Source organism: Streptomyces sp. NPDC090442, assembly GCF_044769405.1.
GTDB lineage: Bacteria > Actinomycetota > Actinomycetes > Streptomycetales > Streptomycetaceae > Streptomyces.
Genome location: NZ_JBIVXW010000023.1, coordinates 26562 through 51342 on the forward strand (window position 1 = coordinate 26562; position 24781 = coordinate 51342).

Genomic DNA, 24781 nt, shown 5'->3' on the forward strand with positions numbered 1-24781 from the left:
GGTGGCCACGGGCCGACGCCGACCTGAACCCGGCCCGGCCCGGCCCGTGGCCACCGTGCACAGCGCTCGCCCCGTTTCCCGTTACGGCGCTTCGCGGCCCTCCCCGGGTGGCGCCGTCGAGCCCCTCACCTCTAGTGCCGGGGCGACGAGGTGGTGGTCGGCGGGTGCGTCGGGGTGCGTCATCCGGTCCAACAGGCAACGGGCGGCGCGGCGACCCACCTCGTGGCTGGCGTTGTTGACCGAGTTGAGCCAGAGGTGGCGGATGCGGGCGAGGTAGGTGTTGTCGTAGCCGACAAGGGAGAGGTCGGCGGGGACGTCGAGGCCCAGTTCTCCGGCGGCGGACAGCGCGCCGATGCCGGAGAGGTCGTTGAACGCGAAGACGGCGGAGGGGCGGTGGCCGTCGCGGGCCGGGCCGAGCAGCCGCACGGCGGCGCGGTAGCCGCCCTCCTCCGTCCCGTCGCCGTCCACCGCGACGGCGTGCGCGGCCAGCCCGTGGTCGCGCATCGCGGCCTCGAAACCGCGCCGGCGCAACGCGCCGACCACTCCCAGCCCGGCGATGTGGGCGATCCTGCGGTGCCCGAGACCGATGAGGTGCTCGGTGGCGAGGCGGGCGCCGCGTTCGTCGTCGTTGGCGACGATGTCGACGCGCGGCAAACGGGGTTCGTGGTTGCCGGCGACGACGGTCGGCAGCCGCTCGGCGACCTCGGCCAGCCCCTCGGTGTCCGGGAGCGTGCCGACGACGACCAGGCCGTCGACCCGGAGTTCCTGGAAGGTACGGGCGAACTCCCGGTCCGTGCGCCGGTCCAGACGCCCGTCGGCCATCAACATCCGCAGGCCGTGCGCGTGCAGCAGCGAGTTGAGGCCGTCGAGGACGTCCACGAACCACGGGTTGCGCATGTCGTTCAGCAGCACGCCGACGGTGTGGGTGCGCCGGGCGACCAGGCTGCGGGCGGCGGCGTTGGGCCGGTAGCCCAACTCGTCGATGGCGTCCAGGACGGCCCGCCGCTTGGCCTCGCTGACCCGCGGCGAATCCTGGAGAACGAGCGACACCAGCGACTTGGAGACGCCGGCACGCTCGGCGACTCCGCGGATCGTCGGGGGCCGGTCTGCGCCGGGCGCCTGCTTGACGATGTCGCCCGGCGAGTCATTGGACCGTTCCATGAAGGCGGATCCTTTCATCGGGCCAGGTCAGCGTCAATGTGGGGACGGGCGGGGCCGGTACGAGCCGATGACGGGCGCCAACCCTCACCCCATCCGCCCGCCCATGCAGCTCTCATCCGCCCCCTCCGCCACTGCACGTTCAACTCCTCACGGCGCCACCAGCGCACCACCGCAAGGGGGTTGACATCCAGACATACGGACATGCAGGGTGCCGAGTGAGGAACGAGTTGGACCGTTCCAACGCTTTCGCCGTTCCAACGCTTTCGCCTCTCCCCCTTCTCCGCTGCACATCCCGGTCGGGGGCTCGGCCCGGCCCGGGCGATCCCCCCTTCCAGCCCCCAGCAGTGAGCTCCTCCCCCCTCCCTCCCACCCACCCCCTCCCCCGAAGGGACCCCCATGAAGATCGGTCTGATCGGCACCGGGCGCATCGGCGCGTTCCATGCCGCTACCCTCCAGAACGTCCCCGGCGTCACCGGCCTCGTGGTCGCCGACGCGGACTCGGCGCGAGCCGCCGCGCTCGCGGACACCCTGGACGTGACGGCCGCCGACAGCATCGAGGCGATGTACGCGGCGGGGGTGGACGCCGTGGTGATCACCGCCGCGACCAGCGCGCACGCCACGCTGATCCATCAGGCCCTGGACGCCGGCGTGCCGGTGTTCTGCGAGAAGCCGGTGGCCCTGGACGTACCGGGCACCCTCGCCGTCGTAGCGCGCGCCGAGGCCGGCACCGTGCCCGTACAGATCGGTTTCCAGCGCCGGTTCGACGCCGGGTACCGCGCGGCCCGGGAGGCGCTGCGCTCCGGTGAACTGGGCTGGCTGCACACCCTGCGCGCCTGCACCAGCGACCAGTCGCCGCCACCGGCGGCCTTCATCCCGACCTCCGGCGGGCTGTTCCGGGACTGCAGCATCCACGACTTCGACATCATGCGCTGGCTGACGGGCCGCGAGGTGGTCTCCGTCTACGCCCAAGGGGCCAACCGCGGCGCGGACTTCTTCGCCGAGGGCGATGACGTCGACACCTGCGCCGCACTGCTCCGCTTCGACGACGACACCCTGGCCACGGTCACCGCGACCCGCTACAACGGGGCGGGCCATGACGTCCGGCTGGAGGTCTGCGGCTCCGAGGGTGCCCGGTTCGTCGGGTTGGACGACCGGGCACCGATGCCGTCCGCCGAGACGAAGCTGTCCTGGCAGCGGGCGGACGCCCCGTACGCCACGTTCATGGAGCGGTTCCACGACGCGTACGTGACCGAGTTGGGCGTCTTCGTCGAGGTGGCCGCGGGCCGGGCGCCCAGCCCTTGCACCCCCGCCGAGGCATTGGAGGCGCTGTACGTCGCGGAGGCGTGCGACCTCTCGCGACGGACCGGTCAGCCGGTGGCCGTCGCGGACGTGCGGGCCGCCGCGGGCGGCCGGGCGGCGCCCGGCGCGTGACCGACAGCGGCGCCGTAGTCGGCCTCGCGGCCGGGCAGTTGGCCGTCGGTCCCGTGGCACAGTTGGGCGTCGCGCCGTTCGCCGTGCTGGTGGTCGCCGCGCTGCTGGTGGGGGTCTCCAAGACCGCCGTCAGCGGCGTGGGCACGCTGAGCGTGGCGCTCTTCGCCGCCGTGCTCCCGGCCAGGGAATCCACCGGGGTCCTCCTTCCGCTCCTCCTCGTGGGCGATGTGTTGGCCGTCCGCGCCTATCGCGGGCACGCCGACCGGGCCGTGCTGCTCCGGCTGCTGCCGTCGGTGGCGGCCGGGGTGTTGCTGGGCGTGGCATTCATCGCGTGGACCGACGACACCGTCATGCGACGCACGATCGGCGGGCTGCTGCTCGCCGTCGCGCTGCACCACGTGTGGCAACAGGTCCGCTCCCGCGCGGCGGTGCGCGACGTGCGGCAACCCGCCCCCGCCCGAGGCTCAACGGGGCATCAACACCGCCTACGGACAGCGGTGTTCGGGCTGCTGGCCGGGTTTGCCACCATGGTCGCGAACGCCGGCGGGCCGGCGATGTCGCTGTACCTCCTCTCGTCGGGCTTCGCGGTGCTGGGATTCCTGGGTACCGGTGCGTGGTTCTTCCTGCTCGTCAATCTCGTGAAGGTGCCGTTCAGCGTGGGGCTGGGGCTGATCACGGCGAACGGGCTCGTGTTGGACGGGCTGTTGGCGCTCGCCGTGGTGGCCGGTGCGTTCGCCGGGCGGGCGCTGGTGCACCGCATCGACCAGAGGGTCTTCACCTGGCTGGTGCTCGCCTTCACGGCGCTCGCCAGTCTCGCCCTGCTGCGCTGAGGCGGAGGCAGCGACGCGGGCCGAGACGCGGGCCGGGAAGCCGACGGCATCCCCAAGTGGGGCCGTCGGCGCTCCCCCTAGGGAATCGCCCCTGCCCTACCGCAGCGTCGCCCGCCACTCGTTGGCCCGTATCAGATGCCCCTTGGGGTATTCGACGTCGCACGCCCCTATGAAGGCGAAACCGGTCTTGCGGCATACCGCGTTGGATGCGGCGTTGGCCGCGGAGGGGAAGGCGTGGGCGATGGGGTGGCGACCTTCGGTAGCGGCCGCGGCGAGGACCTGGTGCACCGCGGCCGCCGCGATGCCACGGCCCTGGAAGTCGGGGAGCACACCCCAACCCGCCTCGTAGACGGGCTTTCCCCTCCACTCCCACTCCCAGAAGCCGACGGTGCCCACAGGCTCGCCGTCCGGGAAGAGCACGATGCGGTACATCCGACCGGGGACGTCGCCGTCGAGGGAGCCGAGGTATCTGAGGTGGCGCCGGGCGAGCCGTTCCGCGGTCTCGGGGCCGCCCAAGTGTCGTGTCATCTCGGGGGTGTTGGCCTTGCGCAGCAGGTCGAGGCCGTCCGCCGGCCACGCCTCGATCCGCACGTCGGGCGGGATGCGCGGCACGTGCGGCCCGACCGGCTGCGCACCTTTCGCCAACCCCTGCGCCTCGGCCTTCCCCGCTCCAACTCCCCTTGTCTCAGCTTCTCGTTCCGTCGCTTCGACTTTTCGTTCCGCCGCTTCGGCTTTTCGTTCCGTCATGACACCAACGGTACGGACGACCACTGACAGTCACGCCGCGCCCGACCCGCGATCACGCTGCGGCGGTGGAGGACGCCTGGTCGTCACCCTCTTCGCGATCGGATTGCGGGCCGGATCGCGGGTCGAGTCGCGTGGATTCGCCGGGAGTTCGCCGGTCGGGCCGGGCGCGCAGGGCGCGTCGGCGGGTGACCCATTGGACGGCGGTGCCGGCGGTGGCGACGAGGGCGGAGACGCCGATGCCGATGGCGGCGGCGTAGAGGCGGTTTCCGGCGGCGGCGGTGCCGAGGTAGCCGAGGCCGACGGAGTAGGTCGCCCAGAGGGATTCGGCGAGGCCGGCGCCGAGCAGGTACTTGCGCGACGGGTAGCGCAGCGCGCCGGAGGCCAGGGCGCCGGCGATCCGCCCGCTGGGCAGGAACCGCACGGCGACGACGAAGGGCACGCCGTGGCGCCGGATGCGGCGGGCGGTCCATTCGAGGGCGGCGCGGCGGCGCGGGCGGCGCAGCAGCCAGGCGCGTACGGGGCCGCCGAAGCGGCGCGCGCCGAGGTGCATCAGCGTGTCGCCGAGCAGGGCGCTGCCCGCGACGATCACGAGGACGAGCGGGAGGACCGCGTGGCCTTCGGAGGCGAGGACGCCGGCGGAGACCAGGACCGCGGAGTTGGGGACCAGTGGCGGCAGGGTGGTGAGCGCCAGCAGGCCGTAGAGGGCGAGTATGCCGTCCATCCGGCCGCCTCCTCGGATCCGCACCCCGAGTCCGTATCCCCAGGCTGACGCGCGGGCGGGCGGGCGGCAACGCGTGCGGGCGCGGAGAGCCAGGGCTGGTTTCATACCCCTAGGGGGTATACAGTGGCGGAAGTCGGGGCCGACATCGACCGCCACTGCGTTCCCTCACGCCACTTGGGCACCACACTGAGCGCAACGGCCGTATCGGCCCACACCGACACATGTCGGCACACACGGCACCACGAGGAGAAACCCATGACTGAGAACAGCTCCTGCTGCACCCCTGGCGGCCCCTGCCAGGGCGGTGGCGACACCGCCGTCGAGGTCGGCGCGGTGACCAGCACCTACAAGGTCACGGGCATGACCTGCGGGCACTGCGAGGGCGCGGTGTCGTCCGAGATCGGCGAGATCGCCGGGGTGAGCGCGGTGCAGGCGGTCGCGGCGTCGGGCCTGGTGACCGTCACGTCGAAGGCGCCGCTGGACGAGGCCGCGGTGCGCGCGGCGGTCGACGAGGCGGGCTACGAACTCGTGGGTCAGGTCTGATCCACGACGCTCCACGACGACGAGGCGCAGGACGCACCCGATTCCGGCGGGGCGGCCTGCGCCTCGCGCGTACGCGCTTCCGGCGGGCGAGAGTCGCCCCCGGATCGGGCACCCACGGTAATCACGGCAGACCGGGACGATCAGCTACGAACGGTCACAATGTCAGGGCGAGGGCACGAAAATTCACATCACCCTTACAACTGGCACAACACCCATACCTCCGGGCTTCGATCTCCCAAAAGAAGCCCTTGACCAGATTCGCCCCTATATGGCATGAGACTCAGATCACACTCTTCGGAACGTAACCATTGAGGGGGGTCGCGAGTCTAACCGGGCAAGTGCAAGCACCCCGGCGGGGCTTGCACTGCGAAAGCCGTGTCGGTCTTGGGGGACCGTCTCGGCTCTGCGTTGGCCGGGGCGACGCGCCCGGGGAGCTTTGAGCGGCCCTCCCGTATGTGCGCGTCCCGGCAGAGCGCGGTGCAACCCGGAACGCCCGGCCGGATCCCGTGGGGGGAATCCGCACCGGGACATGGGAAGCGCCCCGCACTCTGGACCCGTGGGGGGATCCGGAGGCGGGGCGCTTTCGCATATGTGCGCCCGCTTCACGGCGCCGGAGGGGGCACCAGGATCGCGTTTGCGCGATTATCGATCACCAGTGCGTAACGGCCGGTGCCGTCCGGCCGTTACGCAGCGGCCGGACTCAGCGCTCCTGGACGGGCACGAAGTCGCGCTCGACGACGCCGGTGTAGACCTGGCGCGGGCGACCGATGCGGGAGCCGGGCTCCGTGATCATCTCGTGCCACTGGGCGATCCAGCCGGGCAGCCGGCCGAGCGCGAAGAGCACGGTGAACATCTCGGTCGGGAAGCCCATCGCCCGGTAGATCAGGCCGGTGTAGAAGTCGACGTTCGGGTAGAGCTTGCGCTCGACGAAGTAGTCGTCGGCCAGCGCGTGCTCTTCCAGCTTCAGGGCGATGTCGAGGAGCTCGTCCTCCTTGCCCAGCGCCGAGAGGACGTCGTGCGCCGCCGCCTTGATGATCTTCGCCCGGGGGTCGAAGTTCTTGTAGACGCGGTGCCCGAAGCCCATGAGCTTCACGCCGTCTTCCTTGTTCTTCACCTTGCGGATGAAGGTGTCGACGTCGCCACCGGCGTCGCGGATGCCCTCCAGCATCTCCAGCACCGACTGGTTGGCGCCGCCGTGCAGCGGGCCCCAGAGGGCGTTGATGCCGGCCGAGATCGAGGCGAAGAGGTTCGCCTGCGAGGAGCCGACCAGGCGCACGGTGGACGTCGAGCAGTTCTGCTCGTGGTCCGCGTGCAGGATCAGCAGCTTGTCGAGCGCGCTGACCACGACCGGGTCCAGCTCGTACTCGGCGGCGGGGACCGAGAAGGTCATCCGCAGGAAGTTCTCGACGTAGCCGAGGTCGTTGCTCGGGTAGACGACCGGGTGGCCGACCGACTTCTTGTACGCGTAGGCCGCGATGGTCGGCAGCTTGGCCAGCAGGCGGATCGTGGAGATGTACCGCTGCTGCTCGTCGAACGGGTTGTGGCTGTCCTGGTAGAACGTCGACAGCGCGCTGACCACCGAGGACAGCATGGCCATCGGGTGGGCGTCCCGCGGGAAGCCGTCGAAGAAGCGCTTGACGTCCTCGTGGAGCAGGGTGTGGTAGGTGATGTCCTGCTTGAAGGTCGCCAGCTCGTCGACGGTCGGCAGCTCACCGTTGATGAGGAGGTAGGCGGTCTCCACGAACGTGCTGCGCTCCGCGAGCTGCTCGATCGGGTAACCGCGGTACCGCAGGATGCCCTTCTCACCGTCGAGATAGGTGACCGCGGATTTATACGCCGCGGTGTTGCCGTAACCGGAATCCAGGGTCACCAGACCGGTCTGGGCGCGCAGCTTCGAGATGTCGAAGCCCTTGTCGCCGACCGTGCTCTCGACGACCGGGTAGCTGTATTCGCCGTCCCCGTAACGCAGTACTACAGAGTTGTCGCTCACGTCATCCCTCACCGACGTTGTGCCTCTTCTTCGAGGTGCCCTGACTGCCTATACCTTCCCCCATTTGGACCTTGGATGTGCACTCGGGGTCGGCCATAGGGCCTCATCGCGGCACTCAGTGCCGCGTCGGAGTCCATCCTGCTCCCGTTCGCCCCGATTACGAAAGGGGGGAGACCTCAGATCGCTCCGGAGAGTCGGTGGGCGAGCGCGGTGTGCCTCCGACCGGCGGATACCGTCCGCACCGCCTGCCCGAGGGCCCGTCGCGAGCCGACCAGCACCACCAGGCGTTTCGCCCGGGTGACGGCGGTATAGAGCAGATTGCGCTGGAGCATCATCCAGGCGCTGGTGGTGACCGGAATCACCACCGCCGGATACTCGCTCCCCTGGGAGCGATGGATCGTCACCGCGTAGGCGTGGGCCAGTTCGTCCAGTTCGTCGAAGTCGTAGGGGACCTCCTCGTCCTCGTCGGTGAGGACCGTCAGTTGCTGCTCGACGGTGTCGAGGGCGGTGACCACGCCCACCGTGCCGTTGAAGACGCCGTTGCGGCCCTTCTCGTAGTTGTTCCGGATCTGGGTGACCTTGTCGCCGACGCGGAAGACCCGGCCGCCGAAGCGGCGCTCCGGCAGATCGGGGCGGGCCGGGGTGACCGCCTGCTGGAGCAGGCCGTTGAGCGAGCCCGCGCCGGCCGGGCCGCGGTGCATCGGGGCCAGCACCTGGATGTCCCGACGGGGGTCGAGGTCGAACTTGGCCGGGATGCGGCGCGCCACCACGTCGACCGTCAGCCGGGCCGCCTCCTCGGCGTCCTCCTCGGGGAACAGGAAGAAGTCCGGAAGGCCGCTGGTCAGCGGGGGGACACCGGAGTTGATGCGGTGCGCGTTGGTGACCACGCCGGACTGCTGGGCCTGGCGGAAGATCCTCGTCAGACGGACCGCCGGCACCGGGCCCGGTTCAGCCAGCAGGTCGCGCAGCACCTCGCCGGCGCCGACCGACGGGAGCTGGTCCACGTCCCCGACCAGCAGCAGATGGGCGCCCGGCGGCACCGCCTTGACGAGCTTGTTCGCCAACAGCAGATCGAGCATCGACGCCTCGTCGACCACCACCAGATCGGCGTCCAACGGGCGGTCGGCGTCGTAGGCGGCGTCCCCGCCCGGCTTGAGCTCCAACAGGCGGTGGACGGTGGACGCTTCCGCGCCGGTCAGCTCCGCCAGCCGCTTGGCCGCCCGGCCCGTGGGGGCCGCGAGCACCACCGTGGCCTTTTTGGCGCGCGCCAACTCGACCACCGAACGGACCGTGAACGACTTGCCGCAGCCCGGCCCGCCGGTGAGCACCGCGACCTTGCTCGTCAGCGCCAGCCGGACCGCGTCCCGCTGCTCCGGCGCCAACTGCGCGCCCGTACGCCGCGAAAGCCAGGCCAGCGCCTTGTCCCAGTCCACGCCCTGGAAGACGGGCATCCGGTCGTCGTCGGTGCGCAGCAACCGGGACAGCCGGCCGGCCAGGGAGATCTCGGCGCGGTGGAACGGCACCAGATACACCGCGGTGACCGGCTCGCCGCCCTCCGGTCCTGGCACCTTCTCGCGGACCACGCCCTCCGGGTCCTCGGCCAGCTCGGCCAGGCAGTCGATGACCAGGCCGGTGTCCACCTGGAGCAACTTCACCGCGTCCGCGATCAGTTGCTCCTCGGGCAGGAAGCAGTGCCCCTGGTCCGTGGACTGCGAAAGGGCGTACTGGAGGCCGGACTTGACCCGGTCCGGGCTGTCGTGCGGGATGCCCACCGACTGGGCGATCTTGTCGGCGGTCAGGAAGCCGATGCCCCAGACGTCGGCGGCCAGGCGGTAGGGCTGGTTCTTCACCACCGAGATCGACGCGTCGCCGTACTTCTTGTAGATGCGCACGGCGATGGAGGTGGAGACACCGACGCCCTGGAGGAAGACCATGACCTCCTTGATGGCCTTCTGCTCCTCCCAGGCGGCGCCGATCAGTTTGGTGCGCTTGGGGCCCAGGCCGGGCACCTCGATCAGGCGCCCGGGGTCGGCCTCGATCACGTCCAGGGTGTCGATGCCGAAGTGCTCGGTGATGCGGTCGGCGATCCGGGGGCCGATGCCCTTGATGAGGCCCGAGCCGAGATAGCGGCGGATGCCCTGGACGGTGGCGGGCAGGACGGTGGTGTAGTTCTCCACCGTGAACTGCTTGCCGTACTGGGGGTGGGAGCCCCAACGGCCCTCCAGGCGGAGCGACTCCCCCGGCTGCGCCCCCAACAGCGCCCCGACGACGGTCAACAGCTCGCCGGAGCCTCGGCCGGTGTCGACGCGGGCGACCGTGTAGCCGTTCTCCTCGTTCGCGTAGGTGATCCGCTCCAGGACCCCCTCCACCACAGCTCCGTTGACCATGCCTCGACGGTACCGCCGAGGGGTGACAGCGGGGGCGGGGAGGGAGGCCCGGGGCGGGGGCGGCGCGTCCCCGCCCCCCTCTCCCCCTTTGGGGAGGGCGTTCGGGCGGGCCCGGTGGAGGTCACGTGACGTGGTGGGTGAAGCGGGTGATGATCTCCGTGAGGACCTCGGTGCCGTTGCGGGACCACAGGGACGGGTTGAAGATCTCGACCTCGATGGGGCCCTCGTAACCGGTCGCGTCGACGCGTTCGCGGAACCAGCGCAGGTCCACCGAACCGTCGCCCAACTGCCCGCGCCCCAGGAGGACGCCCTCGGGAAGTGGCGTGATCCAGTCGGCGAGTTGGAAGGCGGCGACGCGGGAGGGGGGTGCCGGCCGCCGTTCCTGGTCGGCCACCGCCCCGGCCGCTCCCCCGCTCGCGCGGGCCAGTTGGGCGGCGAGGGTGTCGTCCCACCACAGGTGGTAGGTGTCCACGACGACGCCCACCTGGGCGGCGGGGAGGCGTTCGGCCAGGTCGAGGGCCTGGGCGAGGGTGGAGACCACGCAGCGGTCCGCCGCGTACATCGGGTGCAGGGGTTCCAGGGCCAGTCGTACGCCGTGTGCGGCGGCGTACGGGGCGAGGGCGGCGAGGGCGTCGGCGACCCGTTCGCGGGCGCCGGGGAGGTCCCGGCTGCCGGGCGGCAGGCCGCCGGAGACCAGGACCAGGGTGTCGGTCCCGAGCGTCGCGGCCTCCTCGATGGCGGCCCGGTTGTCCGCCAGGGCGGCCGCGCGCTCGGCGGGGTCCTCGGCGGTGAAGAAGCCGCCGCGGCAGAGGGTGCTGACGGTGAGGCCGGCGTCCCGTAGGAGGCGGGCGGCGGCGCTCGCCCCGTAGGCGTGCACCGGCGCGCGCCACAGGCCGACGGCCCGCAGGCCGGCCCGGGCGCAGCCGTCGGCCAGTTCGGGCAGCGACCACTGCCTCAGGGTCTCCTGGTTGAGGCTCAGGCGGGACAGGAGCCGGGCGCGGGAGGGGTTCGGGTCCGTCATGGGGTGCCCGGCTCCTCGATGCCGTGGACGGCCAGGAGGGCGCGCATTCTGGCGGCGGCCAGGTCGGGGTCGGGGAACAGGCCGAGCGCGGCGGCGAGTTGGTGGGCGCGGCGCAGGTGGGCGAGCGAGCGGGCGGACTGGAGGCCGCCGACCATGGTGAAGTGGGACTGGTGTCCGGCCAGCCAGGCGAGCAGGACCACGCCGGTCTTGTAGTAGCGGGTGGGTGGCTGGAAGAGATGGCGGGCCAACGGGACGGTCGGGTCCAGGGCGGCGTGGAAACCGGCCGGGTCGCCGGCGTCCAGGCGACGGACGGCCGCGGCGGCCAACGGGGCGAGCGGGTCGAAGACGCCCAGGAGGGCGTCGCTGAAGCCGTGGGCGTCGCCGGCGATCAGTTCCGGGTAGTGGAGGTCGTCGCCCGTGTAGCAGCGCACTCCCTCGGGGAGTCGGCGGCGCAGCGCGACCTCCCGGCCGGCGTCCAGGAGGGAGACCTTGACGCCTTCCACCGCGCGGGAGTTGTCGGTGACGATGTCGAGAAGGGTCTCGGTGGCGGTGTCGAGGTGCGGGCTGCCCCAGTAGCCGGCCAGCTCCGGGTCGAACATCGGGCCGAGCCAGTGCAGGATCACCGGACGGGTGGTCTGGCGCAGCAGGTGCCCGTAGAGGTCTCGGTAGGCGTCGGGGCCGGCCCCGAGGGCGGCGAGTTGGCGGGAGGCCATCAGGACGGGCTGGGCGCCGGCGTCCTCGATGACGGCGAGTTGCTCCTCGTAGGCGGCCCGGACGTCCGCCAACGTGGCGCCGGTCGGCGGGAGTTGGTCGGTGCCGGTGCCGCAGGCGAGGCGGCCGCCGACGGTGCGGGCCTCGGCGGCCGAGCGGCGGATCAGCTCGGCGGCACCGGCCCAGTCCAGGCCCATGCCGCGCTGCGCGGTGTCCATCGCCTCGGCGACGCCCAGCCCGTGCGCCCAGAGGTGGTGGCGGAAGGCGAGGGTGGCGTCCCAGTCGAGGGCGGGCGGGCCGTCCGGGGTGGCGTCGGCGTGCGGGTCGGCGACCACGTGGGCGGCGGCGAGGACCATACGGGAGCGCGGCTGTGGGGGCCGCCCGTTGGGGGGCGCGGCCGGCGGGCCGGTCAACGGGACAGCTCCGGTACGGGGAGCCGGCGGCCCTCGGCCGAGGAGCGCAGGCCCAGTTCGGCGAGTTGGACGCCGCGGGCGCCCGCCCAGAGGTCCCAGTGCCAGGGCCCGTCGGCCGCCACGTGGCGCAGGAAGAGCTCCCACTGGGCCTTGAAGGCGTTGTCGAACGCGGCGTTGTCGGGGACCTCCTGCCACTGGTCGCGGAACGGCTCGGTGGACGGGAGGTCGGGGTTCCAGACCGGTTTGGGGGTGGTGGCGCGGTGTTGGACGCGGCAGCGGCGCAGCCCGGCGACGGCGGAGCCCTCGGTGCCGTCGACCTGGAACTCCAGCAGTTCGTCGCGGTGGACCCGGACCGCCCAGGAGGAGTTGATCTGGGCGAGGACGCCGCCGTCGAGTTCGAAGAGGGCGTAGGCGGCGTCGTCCGCGGTCGCCTCGTACGGGGCGCCGGACTCGTCCCAGCGGCGCGGGAGGTGGGTGGCGACCCGGGCCTGGACGGTGCGGACCGGCCCGAACAGCTCGCGCAGGACGTACTCCCAGTGCGGGAACATGTCGGAGGCGATCCCGCCGCCGTCCGCTGTGCGGTAGTTCCAGGAGGGGCGCTGGGCCTCCTGCCAGTCGCCCTCGAAGACCCAGTAGCCGAACTCGCCTCGTACGGACAGGACTCGGCCGAAGAAGCCGCCGTCCAGGAGGCGGCGGAGTTTGCGCAGCCCCGGGAGGAACAGCTTGTCCTGGACGACGCCGTGTTTGACGCCGGCCTCCTGGGCGAGCCGGGCGAGTTCCACGGCGCCGGCGAGGCCGGTGGCGGTGGGCTTCTCCACGTAGAGGTGTTTCCCGGCGGCGATCGCCTGCTTCACCGCCCCTTCGCGGGCGGCGGTGATCTGGGCGTCGAAGTAGATCTCGACGCTGTCGTCGGCCAGGACGGTGTCGAGGTCGCGGCTCCAGGCGAGGCCGTGGCGGTCGGCCAGCGCCCGCACGCGCGGTGCGGAGCGGCCGAGCAGGACCGGCTCCGGCCAGAGCACCGTGCCGTCGTCCAGGGGGAGTCCGCCCTGGTCGCGCAGGGCGAGGAGGGAGCGGACCAGGTGCTGGTGGTGGCCCATGCGCCCGGTCACGCCGTTCATGGCGATGCGTACGGTCCGGCGTGTCACGGCCCGGCCTCTCTCCCGCGTGCGGCGGGGACGGAGTGGGGACAGGGGTGCGCGGAGTGGTGCCTGTGGACAGTCGGCGAGGGGCGCCTGTGGATGGTGGGCGCTTGCGTCGTGAGGGACGCTAGCCTGCGGAGCAGATCGCCAACAAGGGTGCGTAACAGGCGTTGGTCCGCGGGCGGTTGTGACGGTGGGAGGCCGGTATGAGAGGCGGCGTGGCCGGGGGCGGTGGCCCGGTGGGGGTGCGGGCGGCGTTCTCCACGCTCGGGGTGCCGGGGTTGCCGGTGGCCGAGGTGGTGCGATTGGCCGTGGCGTGCGGCTATCAGGGGGTGGAGTTGCGGGCGCACCCCGAGGAGCCGGTGCATCCGGGTCTGGGGGTGCGCGAACGGGCGGCGGTGCGGGGGCGGTTCGCGGCGGCGGGGGTGGCGGTGCTGGCCGTCGCCGGGTACGCGCGGGTCGCGGCGGAGTGCGCCGAGGGGGCGGCGGAGGCGGCGCTGGCACACGAGGTGGCCGAACTGGTGCACCTGGCGGCCGACTTGGGGGCGCGGTACGTCCGGGTCTTCCCCGGGGGCGGGGGCCGTCCGGTGGAGCGGGCGGAGGCGGACGCGGTCCGTCGGCTGTCCGCGGTGGCGCCGCTGGCCGCGGAGCGCGGGGTGCGGGTCCTGTTGGAGACCCATGACTCGCACCGCACCGGCGCGGCGGTGGCCCGGATCCTCGCGGCGGTGGACCACCCGCACGTGGGGGCGGTGTGGGACGTGCTGCACGGCTGGCTCGGTGGGGAGGCGCCGGCCGCGACCCGGGCCGCGTTGGCTCACCACCTGGGGTACGTGCAGGTCAAGGACGTGGCGTCGGCGCGGGACCTGACGCCGCTTCCGTTGGGGGCGGGGGTGCTGCCGCTGGCGGAAGTGGCGGCGGCGCTCGGGCCGTTGGACGGGGGATGGCTGTGCTGGGAGTACGAGAAGCGGTGGTATCCGGGGGCGGCGGAGCTCCCGGGGTTGTTGGCGGAGGGCCGGGCCTGTCTGGAGCGGCTGATCGACGGGGCGGCCGAGGGCGGGGGTGGTGGCCGGGGTCGGGAAGGCGGCGGCTGACGGTCGGCCGCGCGGGCCGCTCGCCAGCCGTCGGCAGGGGCGCGGCGGGCCCCCACCACACCCCCGCGCCGCCCGCAATCCCTGGGCGGCGCCGGCCCTCGTCGTCGTTGACCGGCCCTGGTTTTCCGGTTATCCGTGACTCCTCGGACGTTTTCCTTCCTTCATGCGTTCGAGGAAGCCCCCGGAAGGAGCGCAGATGCACTCCAGACGTACCGTCCTGACCACCGCCGCCGCGGCCGCCGCGGTCGCCGCCCTGAGCACCGGCCCGGCGGACGCCGCCCCCTCCCCCGTCCCGTCGACCCCGCGCGCCACCCGTGAGCGGCTGCGCCGGCTCATCGCCCGGATGACGCCGGAGGAGAAGGCCGGGCAGCTCTTCGTGATGCGGGTGTACGGGCACTCCGCGACCGACCTCGACCCGGCCGACGTCGCCGCCAACCGCAAGGAGATCGGCGTCGCCAACGCCGCCGAGCTGATCGCCGCGTACCACGTCGGCGGCATCATCTACTTCGGCTGGGCGCACAACACCCGCGATCCGCACCAGATCGCCGCGCTCTCCAACGGCATCCAGAAGGCCGCCGCCGCCCAGCGCGTCCCCGTGCCGGTGCTGATCTCGACCGACCAGGAGCACGGCACAGTGGCCCGGATCGGGGCGCCGGCGACGCTGCTGCCCGGGGCGATGGCGCTGGGCGCCGCCGGATCCGTCGACAACGCCCGGGAGGCGGGGCGGATCTCCGGGCGGGAGCTGCTGGCGATGGGGATCCGGCAGGACTACGCGCCGGACGCCGACGTCAACGTCAACCCCGCCAACCCCATCATCGGCGTGCGGTCCTTCGGTGCCGATCCGCAGGCCGTGGCCCGTATGGTCGCCGCCCAGGTGCACGGCTACCAGGGCGCGGGGGTGGCGGCCTGCGCCAAGCACTTCCCCGGGCACGGCGACACCGACACCGACAGCCACGTCGGGCTGCCGTACATCCACCACTCCGCCCAGGAGTGGGAGCGGCTGGACGCGCCGCCCTTCAAGGCGGCGATCGCGGCCGGGATCGACTCGTTGATGACCGCGCACATCGTGGTGCCGGCCCTCGATCCCAGCGGCGATCCGGCGACGCTGTCCCATCCGATCGTCACCGGCGTGCTGCGGCGGCGGCTCGGCTACGACGGGGTGGTGGTGACGGACTCGCTGGGCATGCAGGGCGTCCGGGTGAAGTACGGGGACGCCCAGGTGCCGGTGCTGGCGCTGAAGGCCGGCGTGGACCAGTTGCTGAACCCGCCGGACCTGTCCGTCGCGCACACCGCGGTCGTCCGGGCGCTGCGCGACGGGGAGTTGAGCGAGCGGGAGATCGACGCCAAGCTGCTGCGGATCCTGCTGCTGAAGGAGCGCCGGGGACTGTTCGCCGATCCGTACACCTCGCGGCAGCAGGTGGACCGGGTGGTCGGGGTGCGCGCGCACCGGGCCGCCGCGGACCGGATCGCGGACCGCACCACCACGCTGCTGCGCAACGACGGCGGGCTGCTGCCGCTGTCCCGGCGGCGGACCGGCCGGCTGCTGGTGGCCGGGGCGGATCCGGACGCGCCGTCGGGCACCGGCGGGCCGCCGACGAAGGTGCTGGCCGAGGAGTTGACCGGGCTGGGCTTCGCGGCGACCGCGCTGTCCACGGGGACGGCACCGTCCCGGAAGCTGATCGCCCGGGCGCGGGCGGCGCTGGCCGAGCGGGACGCGGCGGTGGTGGCGACGTACGACGTCACCGCGTCGTCGGCGCAGCGCGCGCTGGTCGCGGAGCTGTTGGCGACGGGGAAGCCGGTGGTGCAGTTGGCGATCCGGAATCCTTACGACATCGCGGTGTTGGACGGGGTGCGGGCGGCGCTGGCGAGTTATTCGTGGACGGACGTGGAGCTGCGGGCGGCGGCCCGGGTGATCGCCGGGCGGCAGGATCCGGCGGGCCGGCTGCCGGTGCCGATACTGCGCGCGGACGCGCCGCACCGGGCGCTGTACCACATCGGGCACGGGCTGCGGTACTAGCCGCGCAGTCCGCTGGGTGCACTCCCGTCTCCCGTCGTGCGGCGGGAGACGGGAGCGCACCCTCGTGTCTGCGGGCCGCGTGTGCGGGCCCGCCGGCGTGGCGGCCGCTACGGGCGCAGGGTCAACTCCTGGTGGTCCTGCGGGCGGTCCAGGGTGGCGTTGTAGGGGGCCTGGACGAGGGACCGGCCGCTCACGGGCGCCGGCAGGCCGGCCCAGGTGAGGAGCGAGGCGGTGGCCTTGGTGCGGTCGGCGTCCTTGAGCTGGGCGATGTTGGAGCCGTGGTTGCCGCCGGGGACGGTGTAGAGGTACGAGTCCCGCGCGCCGCGGCCGAGTTGGAAGTGCTTGGCGCTCCAGGGGTCGAACTGCCCGTTGACGAACATCATGCGGGTGGCGTGCTGCCGCACCCAGCGGTCGACGTCGGGCATCGCGCGCCGGTCGAAGGGCATGGGGACCGACCGGGGCACGAAGCTGCGGGAGTTGTTGATGCCCGGGTAGCGCAACAGGCCGCGGAGGTTGGGGTAGTGGTACCTGGGCTCACCGAGCTGGGTGCCGGCCTGGTAGTAGTACGGCTGGTACTTCTCCAGGCCCTGGTCGGTGTAGGAGTCGAAGCCGCCGACCTTGTCGATCCAGGCCCACAGGGTGTCGGTGGAGGCGGTGGGGGCGGGCAGCTCGGCGCAGGCGGTCTTGGCCGGCTGGTACTGCCAGAAGCCGAAGACCAGGTCGGTGACGAGGACTTCGTAGGCCCGGTCGGCGTTGCCGATGAGGCGGAAGGTGCGCTTGTTGTCGCCGGCCCACTTCTCGTAGCGGTTCACCATCTCGTCGCGGCGGAGCAGCGCCTCGCGCTCGACCTTGCCGACGGCGGTGCGGCAGGCGGGGGTGCCGACGGTGGCGAAGAAGCGGTCGTAGGGGCGGGTGTCGGCGCGGTCGGTGTTGTTGGGTGCGACGTAGGCGACGGTGCCGTTCATGTCGTGCGGGAAGAAGCGGCGGTAGTAGGTGGCCGTCATGCCGCCCTTGCTGCCGCCGGTGGCGATCCAGTTCTTGGGATAGACGGCGTGCAGGGCCTCAAAGATGCGGTGCTGGTCGGTGGCGGCCTGCTTGATGTCCAGTTTCTTCCAGTCGGTGGGCACGGGACGGGAGGGGGTGAAGTAGCGGTACTCCAGGGAGACCTGGTTACCGTCGATGATCTTGGTGGGTTCGCTGCGGGACGGCGTGGTGCTGACGTTGTAGCCGGAGGTGTAGAAGACCGTCGGGCGGTCCACGGACTTGTGGAGCACGGTCAGTCGCTGCTGGAAGGTGCCCCGGTCCGGGTGCTGGTGGTCGATCGGCTGGGTGTAGGTGAGGACGAAGTAGCGGTAGCCGTCGACCGGCTGCTCCTCGATGAGGTGCATGCCGGGGATCGCCTGGAGGCGGTCCTTGATGTCGGTGCCGTCCCGACCGGCGGCGGAGGCGACCGTCGTCGGTGCGCTGACGCTCACCGCGCTTATCAGTGCGGCGAGCGTCAGCAACCATCTCTTGCGTGTGCGCATGGGCCCTCCCGAGGGTGACGTCAGGTCGGGCCGAACCTATCTGCGCATCCGGGGCGCCACCAGCCCCCACCTACGCGCCGCGCTCACACCCGCAGGGCCTCCCCTTCGCCGGTGAAGGTCCGCCACAGCTCCGCGTACCGGCCGCCGTGGGCGAGGAGTTGGGCGTGGGTGCCGTCCTCGGCGATCCGGCCGCGGTCGAGGACCACCACCCGGTCGGCGCGGGCGGCGGTGGTGAGCCGGTGGGCGACGATCAGGGTGGTGCGCGCGCCGGTGTCGGCGCGGCGGGCGGAGAGCCGGTCAGTGGCCTGGTTGACGACGGCCTCGGTGGCCAGGTCCAGGGCGGCGGTGGCCTCGTCGAGCAACAGGACGTCGGGGCCGGTGAGTTCGGCGCGGGCCAGGGCGAGGAGCTGGCGCTGACCGGCGGAGAGGTTGCGGCCGCGCTCGGCGACCTCGTGGAGGTAGCCGCCGTCGAGGGTGGCGATCATGGCGTGGGCGCCGACGGCCCTGGCGGCGGCCTCCACTTCGGCGTCGGTGGCGTCCGGGCGGCCGTAGGCGATGGCGTCGCGGACCGTGCCGGCGAAGAGGTAGGACTCCTGGGGGACGACGCCGAGCCGGCGGCGGTAGCCGGTCAGGTCCAGCTCGCGCAGGTCGGTGCCGTCGACGCGGACCGCGCCGGAGGTCGGGTCGTAGAAGCGGGCGACCAGCTTGACGAGGGTGGACTTGCCGGCGCCGGTCTCGCCGACGAAGGCGACGGTCTGGCCGGCGGGGATGGTCAAGTCGACGCCGGTCAGGGCCGGTTCGTCGTGGTCGCCGTAGTGGAAGTGGACGCCGTCGAAGGTGATCTCGCCGCGCAGCGCGGGGACCGGGCGGGGGTCCGCGGCGGGCGGGGTGGAGGTGGACTGGGCGAGGAGCTCGCGGATCCGGCCGAGCGAGACGGACGCCTGTTGGTAGCCGTCGAAGACCTGGGAGAGCTGCTGCACGGGGGCGAAGAACAGGTCGATGTAGAGGAGGTAGGCGACCAGGGCGCCGACGCTGAGGGTGTGCCCGGCGATCCGGTCGGCGCCGACGATCAGCACCAGGGCGGACGCCACCGACGACAGCAGTTGGACGAAGGGGAAGTAGACGGATATCAGGAACTGGCCGCGCACCCGGGCCCGGCGGTAGGCGTCGCTGTGCGCGGCGTACCGCTGCGAACCGTGGCCCTCGCGGCGGAACGCCTGGACGATCCGCAGCCCGGCGACGTTCTCCTGGAGGTCGCCGTTGACGGTGCTGATCCGCTCGCGGGCGAGCTCGTACGCCCTGACGCTGCGCTTGCGGAAGACGTAGGTGCCGAGGATCAGCGGGGGGAGGGTGACGAAGACGACCAGGGCGAGCTGGACGTCGATGACGAGCAGGGCGACGAGTATGCCGAGGAAGGTGAGGACCGAGACGACGGCGGTGACCAGGCCGGTCTGGAGGAACGTGGAAAGGGCGTCGACGTCGGTGGTCATCCGCGTCATGATCCGGCCGGTCAGCTCGCGCTCGTAGTAGTCCAGGCCGAGGCGCTGGAGCTGGGCGAAGATCTTCAACCGGAGGGAGTACAGCACGCGTTCACCGGTGCGGCCGGTCATGCGGTTGGCACCGATCTGGGCGGCCCATTGCGCGACGACCACGGCCAGGGCGAGGGCGGCGGCGGTCCACACACCGGCGAGGACGCCGCGCCGGACGCCGTCGTCGATGCCCTGCCGGATGAGGACCGGCAGCAGCAGCGAGGCGAGGGCGTCCACCGCGACCAGCAGGAAGGCCACCAGCAGCGGCCCGCCGAAGCCGTGCAGCAGGCGGCGCAGGCCGTAGGAGCGCTCGGGGCGGACGGCGGCGGCCTCGTCGATGTCGGGGGTGTCGGTGGCCGGGGGCAACGCGGCGACCCGGGCGAGGAGTTCGGGGGTGGCGGGGGCACCGGCCATGGCGGCGGCGATGCCGGGGCCGGCGGCCGCGGTGGCCGCGCGGGGCGCGGTGCCGGCGGCGCCCTCCTCGGCCTCCTGCTCGCGGCGGACCCACAGCTCGGGGGTGATGCCGCCGGTGGCGGCCGCGGCGGCGGGGTCCTCGGCGGGCCCGTCCGGATCGGCGTCGACCAGGGCCTCGGTGCGGAAGCGGCGGGGGTCGTCGGGGGCCGGCTCCAGCAGGGCGGTGGTGCCGGATGCCGCGTACTCGCCGCCGAAAGAGCCGGCCACGGCGCCGGCGGGGTCGTGCGGGACGCCGCCCAGCTCCTCGGGGTCGGTCAGCAGCCGGCGGTAGAGGGGGCAGCGCTCGGCGAGCTCCTCCTGGGTGCCGATGTCGACCAGCCGGCCGCCGTCGAGGACCGCGACCCGGTCGGCGAGGGCGAGGGTGGAGGCGCGGTGGGCGATCAGCAGCGTGGTCCGGCCGGCCATGACGCCGCGCAGCGCCTCGTGGATCTCGTGCTCGACGCGGGCGTCGACGGCGGAGGTGGCGTCGTCGAGGACCAGCAGCCGGGGGTCGGTGAGGATGGCGCGGGCCAGCGCTATCCGCTGCCGCTGGCCGCCGGAGAGGGTCAGGCCCTGCTCGCCGACCTCGGTGTCGTAGCCCTGGGGCAGTTCGCTGATGAAGCCGTCGGCCTGGGCGGCGCGGGCGGCGGCGCGGATCTGCTCGTCGGTGGCCTCGGGGTGGCCGTAGGCGATGTTGTCCCGTAGGGAGTCGGAGAACAGGAAGCTGCTCTCGGGGACCAGGCCGATGGCGGCGCGCAGCGACTCCAGGGTGAGGTCGCGGACGTCGTGGCCGCCGACCAGGACGCGGCCGGCCGTGACGTCGTAGAAGCGGGGCAGCAGCAGGGAGACGGTGGACTTGCCGCTTCCGGAGGCGCCGATGACGGCGACGGTCTCGCCGGCGTCGATGCGCAGCGAGAAGGCGTCCAGGACGGGGCGGGGCGCGGACGCGGCGTCGGTGTCGGCGTCGGTGTCGGTGTCGGGCCGGCCGTCCGCGGCGGGGGCGGCGGCCGGGTCGTGGTGCGGGCCGTAGCCGAAGGTCACCTCGTCGAAGACCACGGTGGCCGGGGCGTCGGCGGGCAGCGCGTGGGCGTCCGGGCGCTCGGTGATGGTCGGCTCGGTGTCGATGAGCTCGTAGACCCGCTCCACGCCGGCCCGGGCCTGCTGGGCGACGGTCAGCATCATCGCCAGCATGCGGACCGGGCCGACCAACTGCGCGAGGTAGGTGGAGAAGGCGACGAAGGTGCCGAGGGTGATGTGGCCCTGGGTGGCCATCCAGCCGCCGAGCGCCAGCATCGCGACCTGGCCGAGGGCCGGGACGGACTGGAGGGCGGGGGTGTAGCGGGAGTTGAGGCGAACGGTGCGCAGCCGGGCGGCGAACAGCCGGCGGCTGACCGCACGGAGCTTGCCGGTCTCCTGGTCCTCCTGGCCGAAGCCCTTGACGACCCGGACGCCGGAGACCGCGCCGTCCACGACGGTGGCGACCGCGGCGGCCTGCCCCTGGGCGTACCAGGTGGCGGGGAAGAGGCGGGTGCGGCTGCGCCGGGCGATGAGCCACAGGGCCGGGGCCACGGCCAGCGCGACGACGGTCAGCAGCGGGGAGAGGACGGCCATCACGACCAGGGAGACGGCGAAGAGCAGGACGTTCCCGATCATCATCGGGAGCATGAACAGCAGGCTCTGGATGAGCTGGAGGTCGCTGGTGGCACGGCCCACGACCTGGCCGGTGCTGAGCTCGTCCTGCCGCCGGCCGTCGAGCCGGGCTATCGCGTCGAACATGCGGGTGCGCAGGTCGTGCTGGACGTCCAGGGCGAGCCGGCCGCCGTAGAAGCGGCGGAGGTAGGTGAGGACGTAGACCACGACGGCGGCGGCGATCAGGAGCGTCGCCCAGGGGGCGAGGGACCGCTCGTGCCGCACGATCACGTCGTCGATGATCAGCTTCGGGATGAGCGGGACGAGGGCGGTGACGGCCATCCCCGCGAGCGAGGCGAGGAGCGCCAGCAGGGCGTCCCTGCGATACCGCCAACAGTCCCGGCTCAGCCGCCGAGCCCAGCCTTTGTGTGTGTCCGTCCCCGCCACCCGATGCCTCCCGTGCGTCGTCTGTTCGCACGGGCCAACGCCCGGGGCCCGGGATTTCATCCCGCCGTCATCATCCGGCGCGCGAAATCCGGGACATCCCGCAGGGCGGGCCGAAGATCCCCTACGGGATGCCCCGAACCAGGTCACCGGGGTGCGGACACCGGACCCGGGTCACCTCCAGCTCCGCCAGGCCCGGGTGCGGGGCGGGCTTGCCGCCGGGCGCGGGCCGGGTGTCGCCGTGGACCACGACGCGGACGTACCGGGCCGGGCTGCGGCCCGCGTAGCCGGTGCCGGTCCAGTGGGTGCCGTCCCGGGAGACCTGGACGGTGGAGGAGCGGGGGCGGGTGGCGGTCCAGTGCGGGGTGATCTGCCCGACGGTGACGGTGCGGCCGAGGTCGACGGTGAGGGTGCCGTCGGCGGCGTTCGGGACCCAGGCGGTGGTGGCGTTGCCGTCGACCGCGGCGGCGGCGTAGGAGCCGGGCTCCTCCGAGGTCGCGGTGGCGGTGGCGCAGCGGGCGACGTCGGTGGTCGGGGCGAGGTCGGGGCGGCGGGTCTTGAGGACGGCGGGGACACCGCGGCTGACCAGCTTGTCGCCCTCGGGGGTGGCCAGCGGTAGGGCCGGGCCGGAGCTCAGGGTGACGGTGGTGTGGTGGGCGCCGAGCGCGACGTCGAAGGTGCGGCCCTGCCAGTGCAGGCCGCGCAGCGTGACGCCGGCGGCCAGTTGGGGCGGCAGCAGCGGGTCCAGGTGGACCCGGTCCTCGGCCATCCGCAGGCCGGTCAGGCCGTGGGTGAAGACCTGGAGGAAGCCGCCCTTTCCGGTGAGGAAGTCCTGGGCGGGGCGGCCGGCGTGCGGGTCGCCGGCGCCGGCCTTGGCGCCGCGGGCCTCGGAGAACTCCGCGAACGGGCCGCGGACGAACGGCCGGATGGCGCGCTGGAGATAGGTGTACGTGGCGCAGCCGGGCTCCCCCAGGGCGGCGGAGTCGATGGCGTGCACGGAGTCGGTCATGGCCGGGCCGTCGGGGTCGGTGTGGGCCGCGTAGTAGTCGAGGGTGGCCGCGGCCTGCTGCCGGGTCATCGGCCACTGCAGGGGATACATCAGCAGGACCGTGTCGGCCTGCTTGATGGTCGTCCCCTTGTAGCCGGCGTACTGCTCGAAGACCTTCTTGTCCCGGTCGTAGGGGATGCGCAGCTTGTCGGCGACGGTCTTCCAGGCGGCGGGGACCGGCCGGCCCAGGAGGGCGGCGGCGCGGGCGGCGTGGCGCAGGGCGGTGGCGGCGCCGGCGTTGGTGAAGACCCCGTCGTCGACGCCGTTGCTGTACTCGTCGGGGCCGGCGACGTTCCTGATCGAGTAGCTGCCGTCGGCGTTGCGGGTGGCACGGGAGACCCAGAAGTCGGCGATGCCCGCCAGAACGGGCCAGCCGCGGGACGTGAGCCAGGCGGTGTCCTTGGTGGCGAGGTAGTACTGCCAGGCGGCGAGCGAGATGTCGCCCATGAGGTGGTTCTGGGTCCTGCAGTGCGGCGGGTCCCAACTGTGGCACTCGGTCCACAGGTCGCCGGTGCTGCCGCTGGTCCAGGAGTAGAACAGGCCGCGGTAGCCGAGGCGGCGGGCGTTGGCGCGGGCGGCGTCCCGGGTGCGGTAGCGGTAGTCGACGATCGAGCGGGCGAGGTCGGGGTGGGTGGCCAGCAGCCCCGGGTACATCCAGGTCTCGGCGTCCCAGAAGATCTCGCCGGCGTAGTTGTCGCTGGTCAGGCCGGTGGGGCCGATGCTGTTGGCGCTGCCGCGGCGGGTGGCGGACAGCAGGCCGTACTCGGCGGAGCGGATCCAGGACTGGAGGGCGGGCTGCCCGGGCACCTCGATGTCGCTGCGCCACAACGCCCGCCAGGCGGCCCGGTGTTGGGCGGTCAGGGCGGCCCACCCGCGGTCGGCGGCCCGGCGGGAGGCGGTCTCGGCGGCGGTGCGGGGCGTACGGGAGGTGAGCGCGGTGTCCACGCCGACGTACTTGGTGAGCTCGTAGGTGTGGTTGCTGCGGACCGGGAAGGTCAGCCGCTGGTGGGCGGTGAGGCTCTCGGCGGTGGCCGCGGCGCCGGAGCGGGCGGTTCCGGTACGCGGCCCGGGGCGGGGCCGGCCAGCGCGGACGCCGTCCCCGGCGCGGAGGGTGGCGGCGACGGCGCCCGCGGTGTCGGTGCCGTCGGTGCGGAAGCCGACCGCGACGGTGCCGTCGCGCCCGCCCGGCGCCGGCCCCGCGGGGTGTATCCGGCGGGCGCCGCGGCCGTCCAGGGTGTCGGTGACGGTCGCCTCGCCGCTCCAGTGGGGCGTCATCCGCAGCCGGACCGCGGCGGTGTGCGGGTCGGCCCGGTCGGCGAGCACCTCGTAGACCAGGTCGGTGGCCCGGCCGTCGGCGGCGGTCCAGGTCAGCGAGGTGCGGACGGTGCCGCAGCGCAGCGAGACGGTCTGGCGGTAGTGGGTGAGGCGGACCGGGGCGGTGGCCGAGGAGAAGGTCTCGGGGCGCGGGCCCCCGGTGGTGACGTCGAGGGTGCTCCAGGTGGGGAGCGCGGCGATGGCCTCGCGGCCCTTGAGGTCGGCAGGGCCCTTGGCGTAGAGGCCGGAGACGAACGAGCCGTCGTACGCGGGGGTCTTGAGCGGCCAGCCGGTGGTGCCTCCGGGGGCGGCGTAGCCCGTCCCGTTGGGCGGTACCCGTCCGCCGAGGTAGCCGTTGCCGACGTAGGCGTGGTAGTCGCCCGTGGCTTCGGGGGAGGTGGCGGTGGCGGCCCAACCGGGGGCGGTGCAGGAGCGCTGGGCGCCGTCGGCGGCGGGCGGGCCGTCCGCGGCGACGGCCGGGGCGGCGGGGGCAAGGGCCGCGACCAGCGTGCCGGCGAGCAGTGCGGCGAGCGGGCCGCGCGGGCGGCGGGGCCCGGTGCGACGAACCGGCGGTGTCCGTCCGGCGGCGGCGTGGTCGTGGTGCGGCGTCCGCTCCGTGTGGTCCATGGCTCTCCG

At 73.1% G+C, this 24781-nt stretch carries 16 protein-coding genes; 5 read left to right on the plus strand and 11 right to left on the minus strand.

The features are described 5' to 3' along the window. Positions 1–81: 81 nt before the first annotated feature. Positions 82–1161 carry a LacI family DNA-binding transcriptional regulator gene (locus ACIQU6_RS17980; RefSeq protein ID WP_403482589.1) on the minus strand — a complete coding sequence of 360 codons (1080 nt, stop codon included), beginning with the start codon at positions 1159–1161 and terminating at the stop codon, positions 82–84. Between the two features lie 396 nt (positions 1162–1557). Here ACIQU6_RS17980 and ACIQU6_RS17985 point away from each other — a divergent pair, with 396 nt between their 5' ends. Next, positions 1558–2592 (plus strand): Gfo/Idh/MocA family oxidoreductase, encoded by a 1035-nt coding sequence (locus ACIQU6_RS17985; protein ID WP_403482590.1) that lies wholly within the window; start codon positions 1558–1560, stop codon positions 2590–2592. Positions 2593–2645: 53 nt separating this feature from the next. Beyond that, complete coding sequence (locus ACIQU6_RS17990; protein WP_403482653.1) at positions 2646–3422, plus strand: sulfite exporter TauE/SafE family protein; 777 nt, start codon at positions 2646–2648, stop codon at positions 3420–3422. Positions 3423–3518: 96 nt separating this feature from the next. Here ACIQU6_RS17990 and ACIQU6_RS17995 read toward each other — a convergent pair whose 3' ends face one another. Both ACIQU6_RS17995 and ACIQU6_RS18000 read right to left on the minus strand, forming a co-directional pair. Next, the gene (locus ACIQU6_RS17995; protein ID WP_403482591.1) at positions 3519–4169 is read right to left on the minus strand and encodes a GNAT family N-acetyltransferase; all 651 of its coding nucleotides are present in this window, start codon (positions 4167–4169) and stop codon (positions 3519–3521) included. A gap of 52 nt (positions 4170–4221) precedes the next feature. Next, positions 4222–4890 (minus strand): DedA family protein, encoded by a 669-nt coding sequence (locus ACIQU6_RS18000; RefSeq protein ID WP_403482592.1) that lies wholly within the window; start codon positions 4888–4890, stop codon positions 4222–4224. 255 nt (positions 4891–5145) lie between these two features. Here ACIQU6_RS18000 and ACIQU6_RS18005 point away from each other — a divergent pair, with 255 nt between their 5' ends. Further along, positions 5146–5433, plus strand: coding sequence for a heavy-metal-associated domain-containing protein (locus tag ACIQU6_RS18005; protein ID WP_403482593.1), 288 nt, complete (start codon positions 5146–5148; stop codon positions 5431–5433). A 700-nt stretch (positions 5434–6133) separates the two neighbouring features. Here the strand turns inward: ACIQU6_RS18005 and ACIQU6_RS18010 are convergent. The 5 genes from ACIQU6_RS18010 to ACIQU6_RS18030 all read right to left on the minus strand — a co-directional run bounded on the left by ACIQU6_RS18010 (position 6134) and on the right by ACIQU6_RS18030 (position 13100). After that, entirely contained in the window at positions 6134–7423 is a 1290-nt protein-coding gene (locus ACIQU6_RS18010; RefSeq protein WP_376566471.1) for a citrate synthase, read from the minus strand. Positions 7424–7599: 176 nt separating this feature from the next. After that, positions 7600–9810: an ATP-dependent RecD-like DNA helicase gene (locus ACIQU6_RS18015; protein ID WP_403482594.1), complete on the minus strand. Its 2211-nt coding sequence runs from the start codon at positions 9808–9810 to the stop codon at positions 7600–7602. Positions 9811–9931: 121 nt separating this feature from the next. Further along, the gene (locus ACIQU6_RS18020; RefSeq protein ID WP_403482595.1) at positions 9932–10831 is read right to left on the minus strand and encodes a sugar phosphate isomerase/epimerase family protein; all 900 of its coding nucleotides are present in this window, start codon (positions 10829–10831) and stop codon (positions 9932–9934) included. Continuing rightward, entirely contained in the window at positions 10828–11955 is a 1128-nt protein-coding gene (locus ACIQU6_RS18025; RefSeq protein ID WP_403482596.1) for a dihydrodipicolinate synthase family protein, read from the minus strand. The genes ACIQU6_RS18020 and ACIQU6_RS18025 overlap by 4 nt, the downstream gene beginning before the upstream one ends. After that, the gene (locus tag ACIQU6_RS18030) at positions 11952–13100 is read right to left on the minus strand and encodes a Gfo/Idh/MocA family protein (RefSeq protein ID WP_403482597.1); all 1149 of its coding nucleotides are present in this window, start codon (positions 13098–13100) and stop codon (positions 11952–11954) included. The genes ACIQU6_RS18025 and ACIQU6_RS18030 overlap by 4 nt, the downstream gene beginning before the upstream one ends. Before the next feature lie 239 nt (positions 13101–13339). Here ACIQU6_RS18030 and ACIQU6_RS18035 point away from each other — a divergent pair, with 239 nt between their 5' ends. Next, positions 13340–14185, plus strand: coding sequence for a sugar phosphate isomerase/epimerase family protein (locus ACIQU6_RS18035; protein ID WP_403482654.1), 846 nt, complete (start codon positions 13340–13342; stop codon positions 14183–14185). A 196-nt stretch (positions 14186–14381) separates the two neighbouring features. Next, positions 14382–16202 (plus strand): glycoside hydrolase family 3 protein, encoded by a 1821-nt coding sequence (locus ACIQU6_RS18040; protein ID WP_403482598.1) that lies wholly within the window; start codon positions 14382–14384, stop codon positions 16200–16202. A 107-nt stretch (positions 16203–16309) separates the two neighbouring features. Here the strand turns inward: ACIQU6_RS18040 and ACIQU6_RS18045 are convergent, their stop codons facing one another. The 3 genes from ACIQU6_RS18045 to ACIQU6_RS18055 all read right to left on the minus strand — a co-directional run bounded on the left by ACIQU6_RS18045 (position 16310) and on the right by ACIQU6_RS18055 (position 24772). Beyond that, the gene (locus ACIQU6_RS18045) at positions 16310–17728 is read right to left on the minus strand and encodes a S28 family serine protease (RefSeq protein WP_403482599.1); all 1419 of its coding nucleotides are present in this window, start codon (positions 17726–17728) and stop codon (positions 16310–16312) included. 83 nt (positions 17729–17811) lie between these two features. Further along, entirely contained in the window at positions 17812–21786 is a 3975-nt protein-coding gene (locus ACIQU6_RS18050) for an ABC transporter ATP-binding protein (protein ID WP_403482600.1), read from the minus strand. Positions 21787–21907: 121 nt separating this feature from the next. After that, complete coding sequence (locus ACIQU6_RS18055; RefSeq protein WP_403482601.1) at positions 21908–24772, minus strand: discoidin domain-containing protein; 2865 nt, start codon at positions 24770–24772, stop codon at positions 21908–21910. Between the last annotated feature and the right edge of the window lie 9 nt (positions 24773–24781).

Coding starts and splice junctions, on each gene's coding strand:
- ACIQU6_RS17980 (WP_403482589.1), bottom strand. CDS start 1,161: ATGGAACGGTCCAATGACTCGCCGGGCGACATCGTCAAGCAGGCGCCC.
- ACIQU6_RS17985 (WP_403482590.1), top strand. CDS start 1,558: ATGAAGATCGGTCTGATCGGCACCGGGCGCATCGGCGCGTTCCATGCC.
- ACIQU6_RS17995 (WP_403482591.1), bottom strand. CDS start 4,169: ATGACGGAACGAAAAGCCGAAGCGGCGGAACGAAAAGTCGAAGCGACG.
- ACIQU6_RS18000 (WP_403482592.1), bottom strand. CDS start 4,890: ATGGACGGCATACTCGCCCTCTACGGCCTGCTGGCGCTCACCACCCTG.
- ACIQU6_RS18005 (WP_403482593.1), top strand. CDS start 5,146: ATGACTGAGAACAGCTCCTGCTGCACCCCTGGCGGCCCCTGCCAGGGC.
- ACIQU6_RS18015 (WP_403482594.1), bottom strand. CDS start 9,810: ATGGTCAACGGAGCTGTGGTGGAGGGGGTCCTGGAGCGGATCACCTAC.
- ACIQU6_RS18020 (WP_403482595.1), bottom strand. CDS start 10,831: ATGACGGACCCGAACCCCTCCCGCGCCCGGCTCCTGTCCCGCCTGAGC.
- ACIQU6_RS18040 (WP_403482598.1), top strand. CDS start 14,382: ATGCACTCCAGACGTACCGTCCTGACCACCGCCGCCGCGGCCGCCGCG.
- ACIQU6_RS18045 (WP_403482599.1), bottom strand. CDS start 17,728: ATGCGCACACGCAAGAGATGGTTGCTGACGCTCGCCGCACTGATAAGC.
- ACIQU6_RS18055 (WP_403482601.1), bottom strand. CDS start 24,772: ATGGACCACACGGAGCGGACGCCGCACCACGACCACGCCGCCGCCGGA.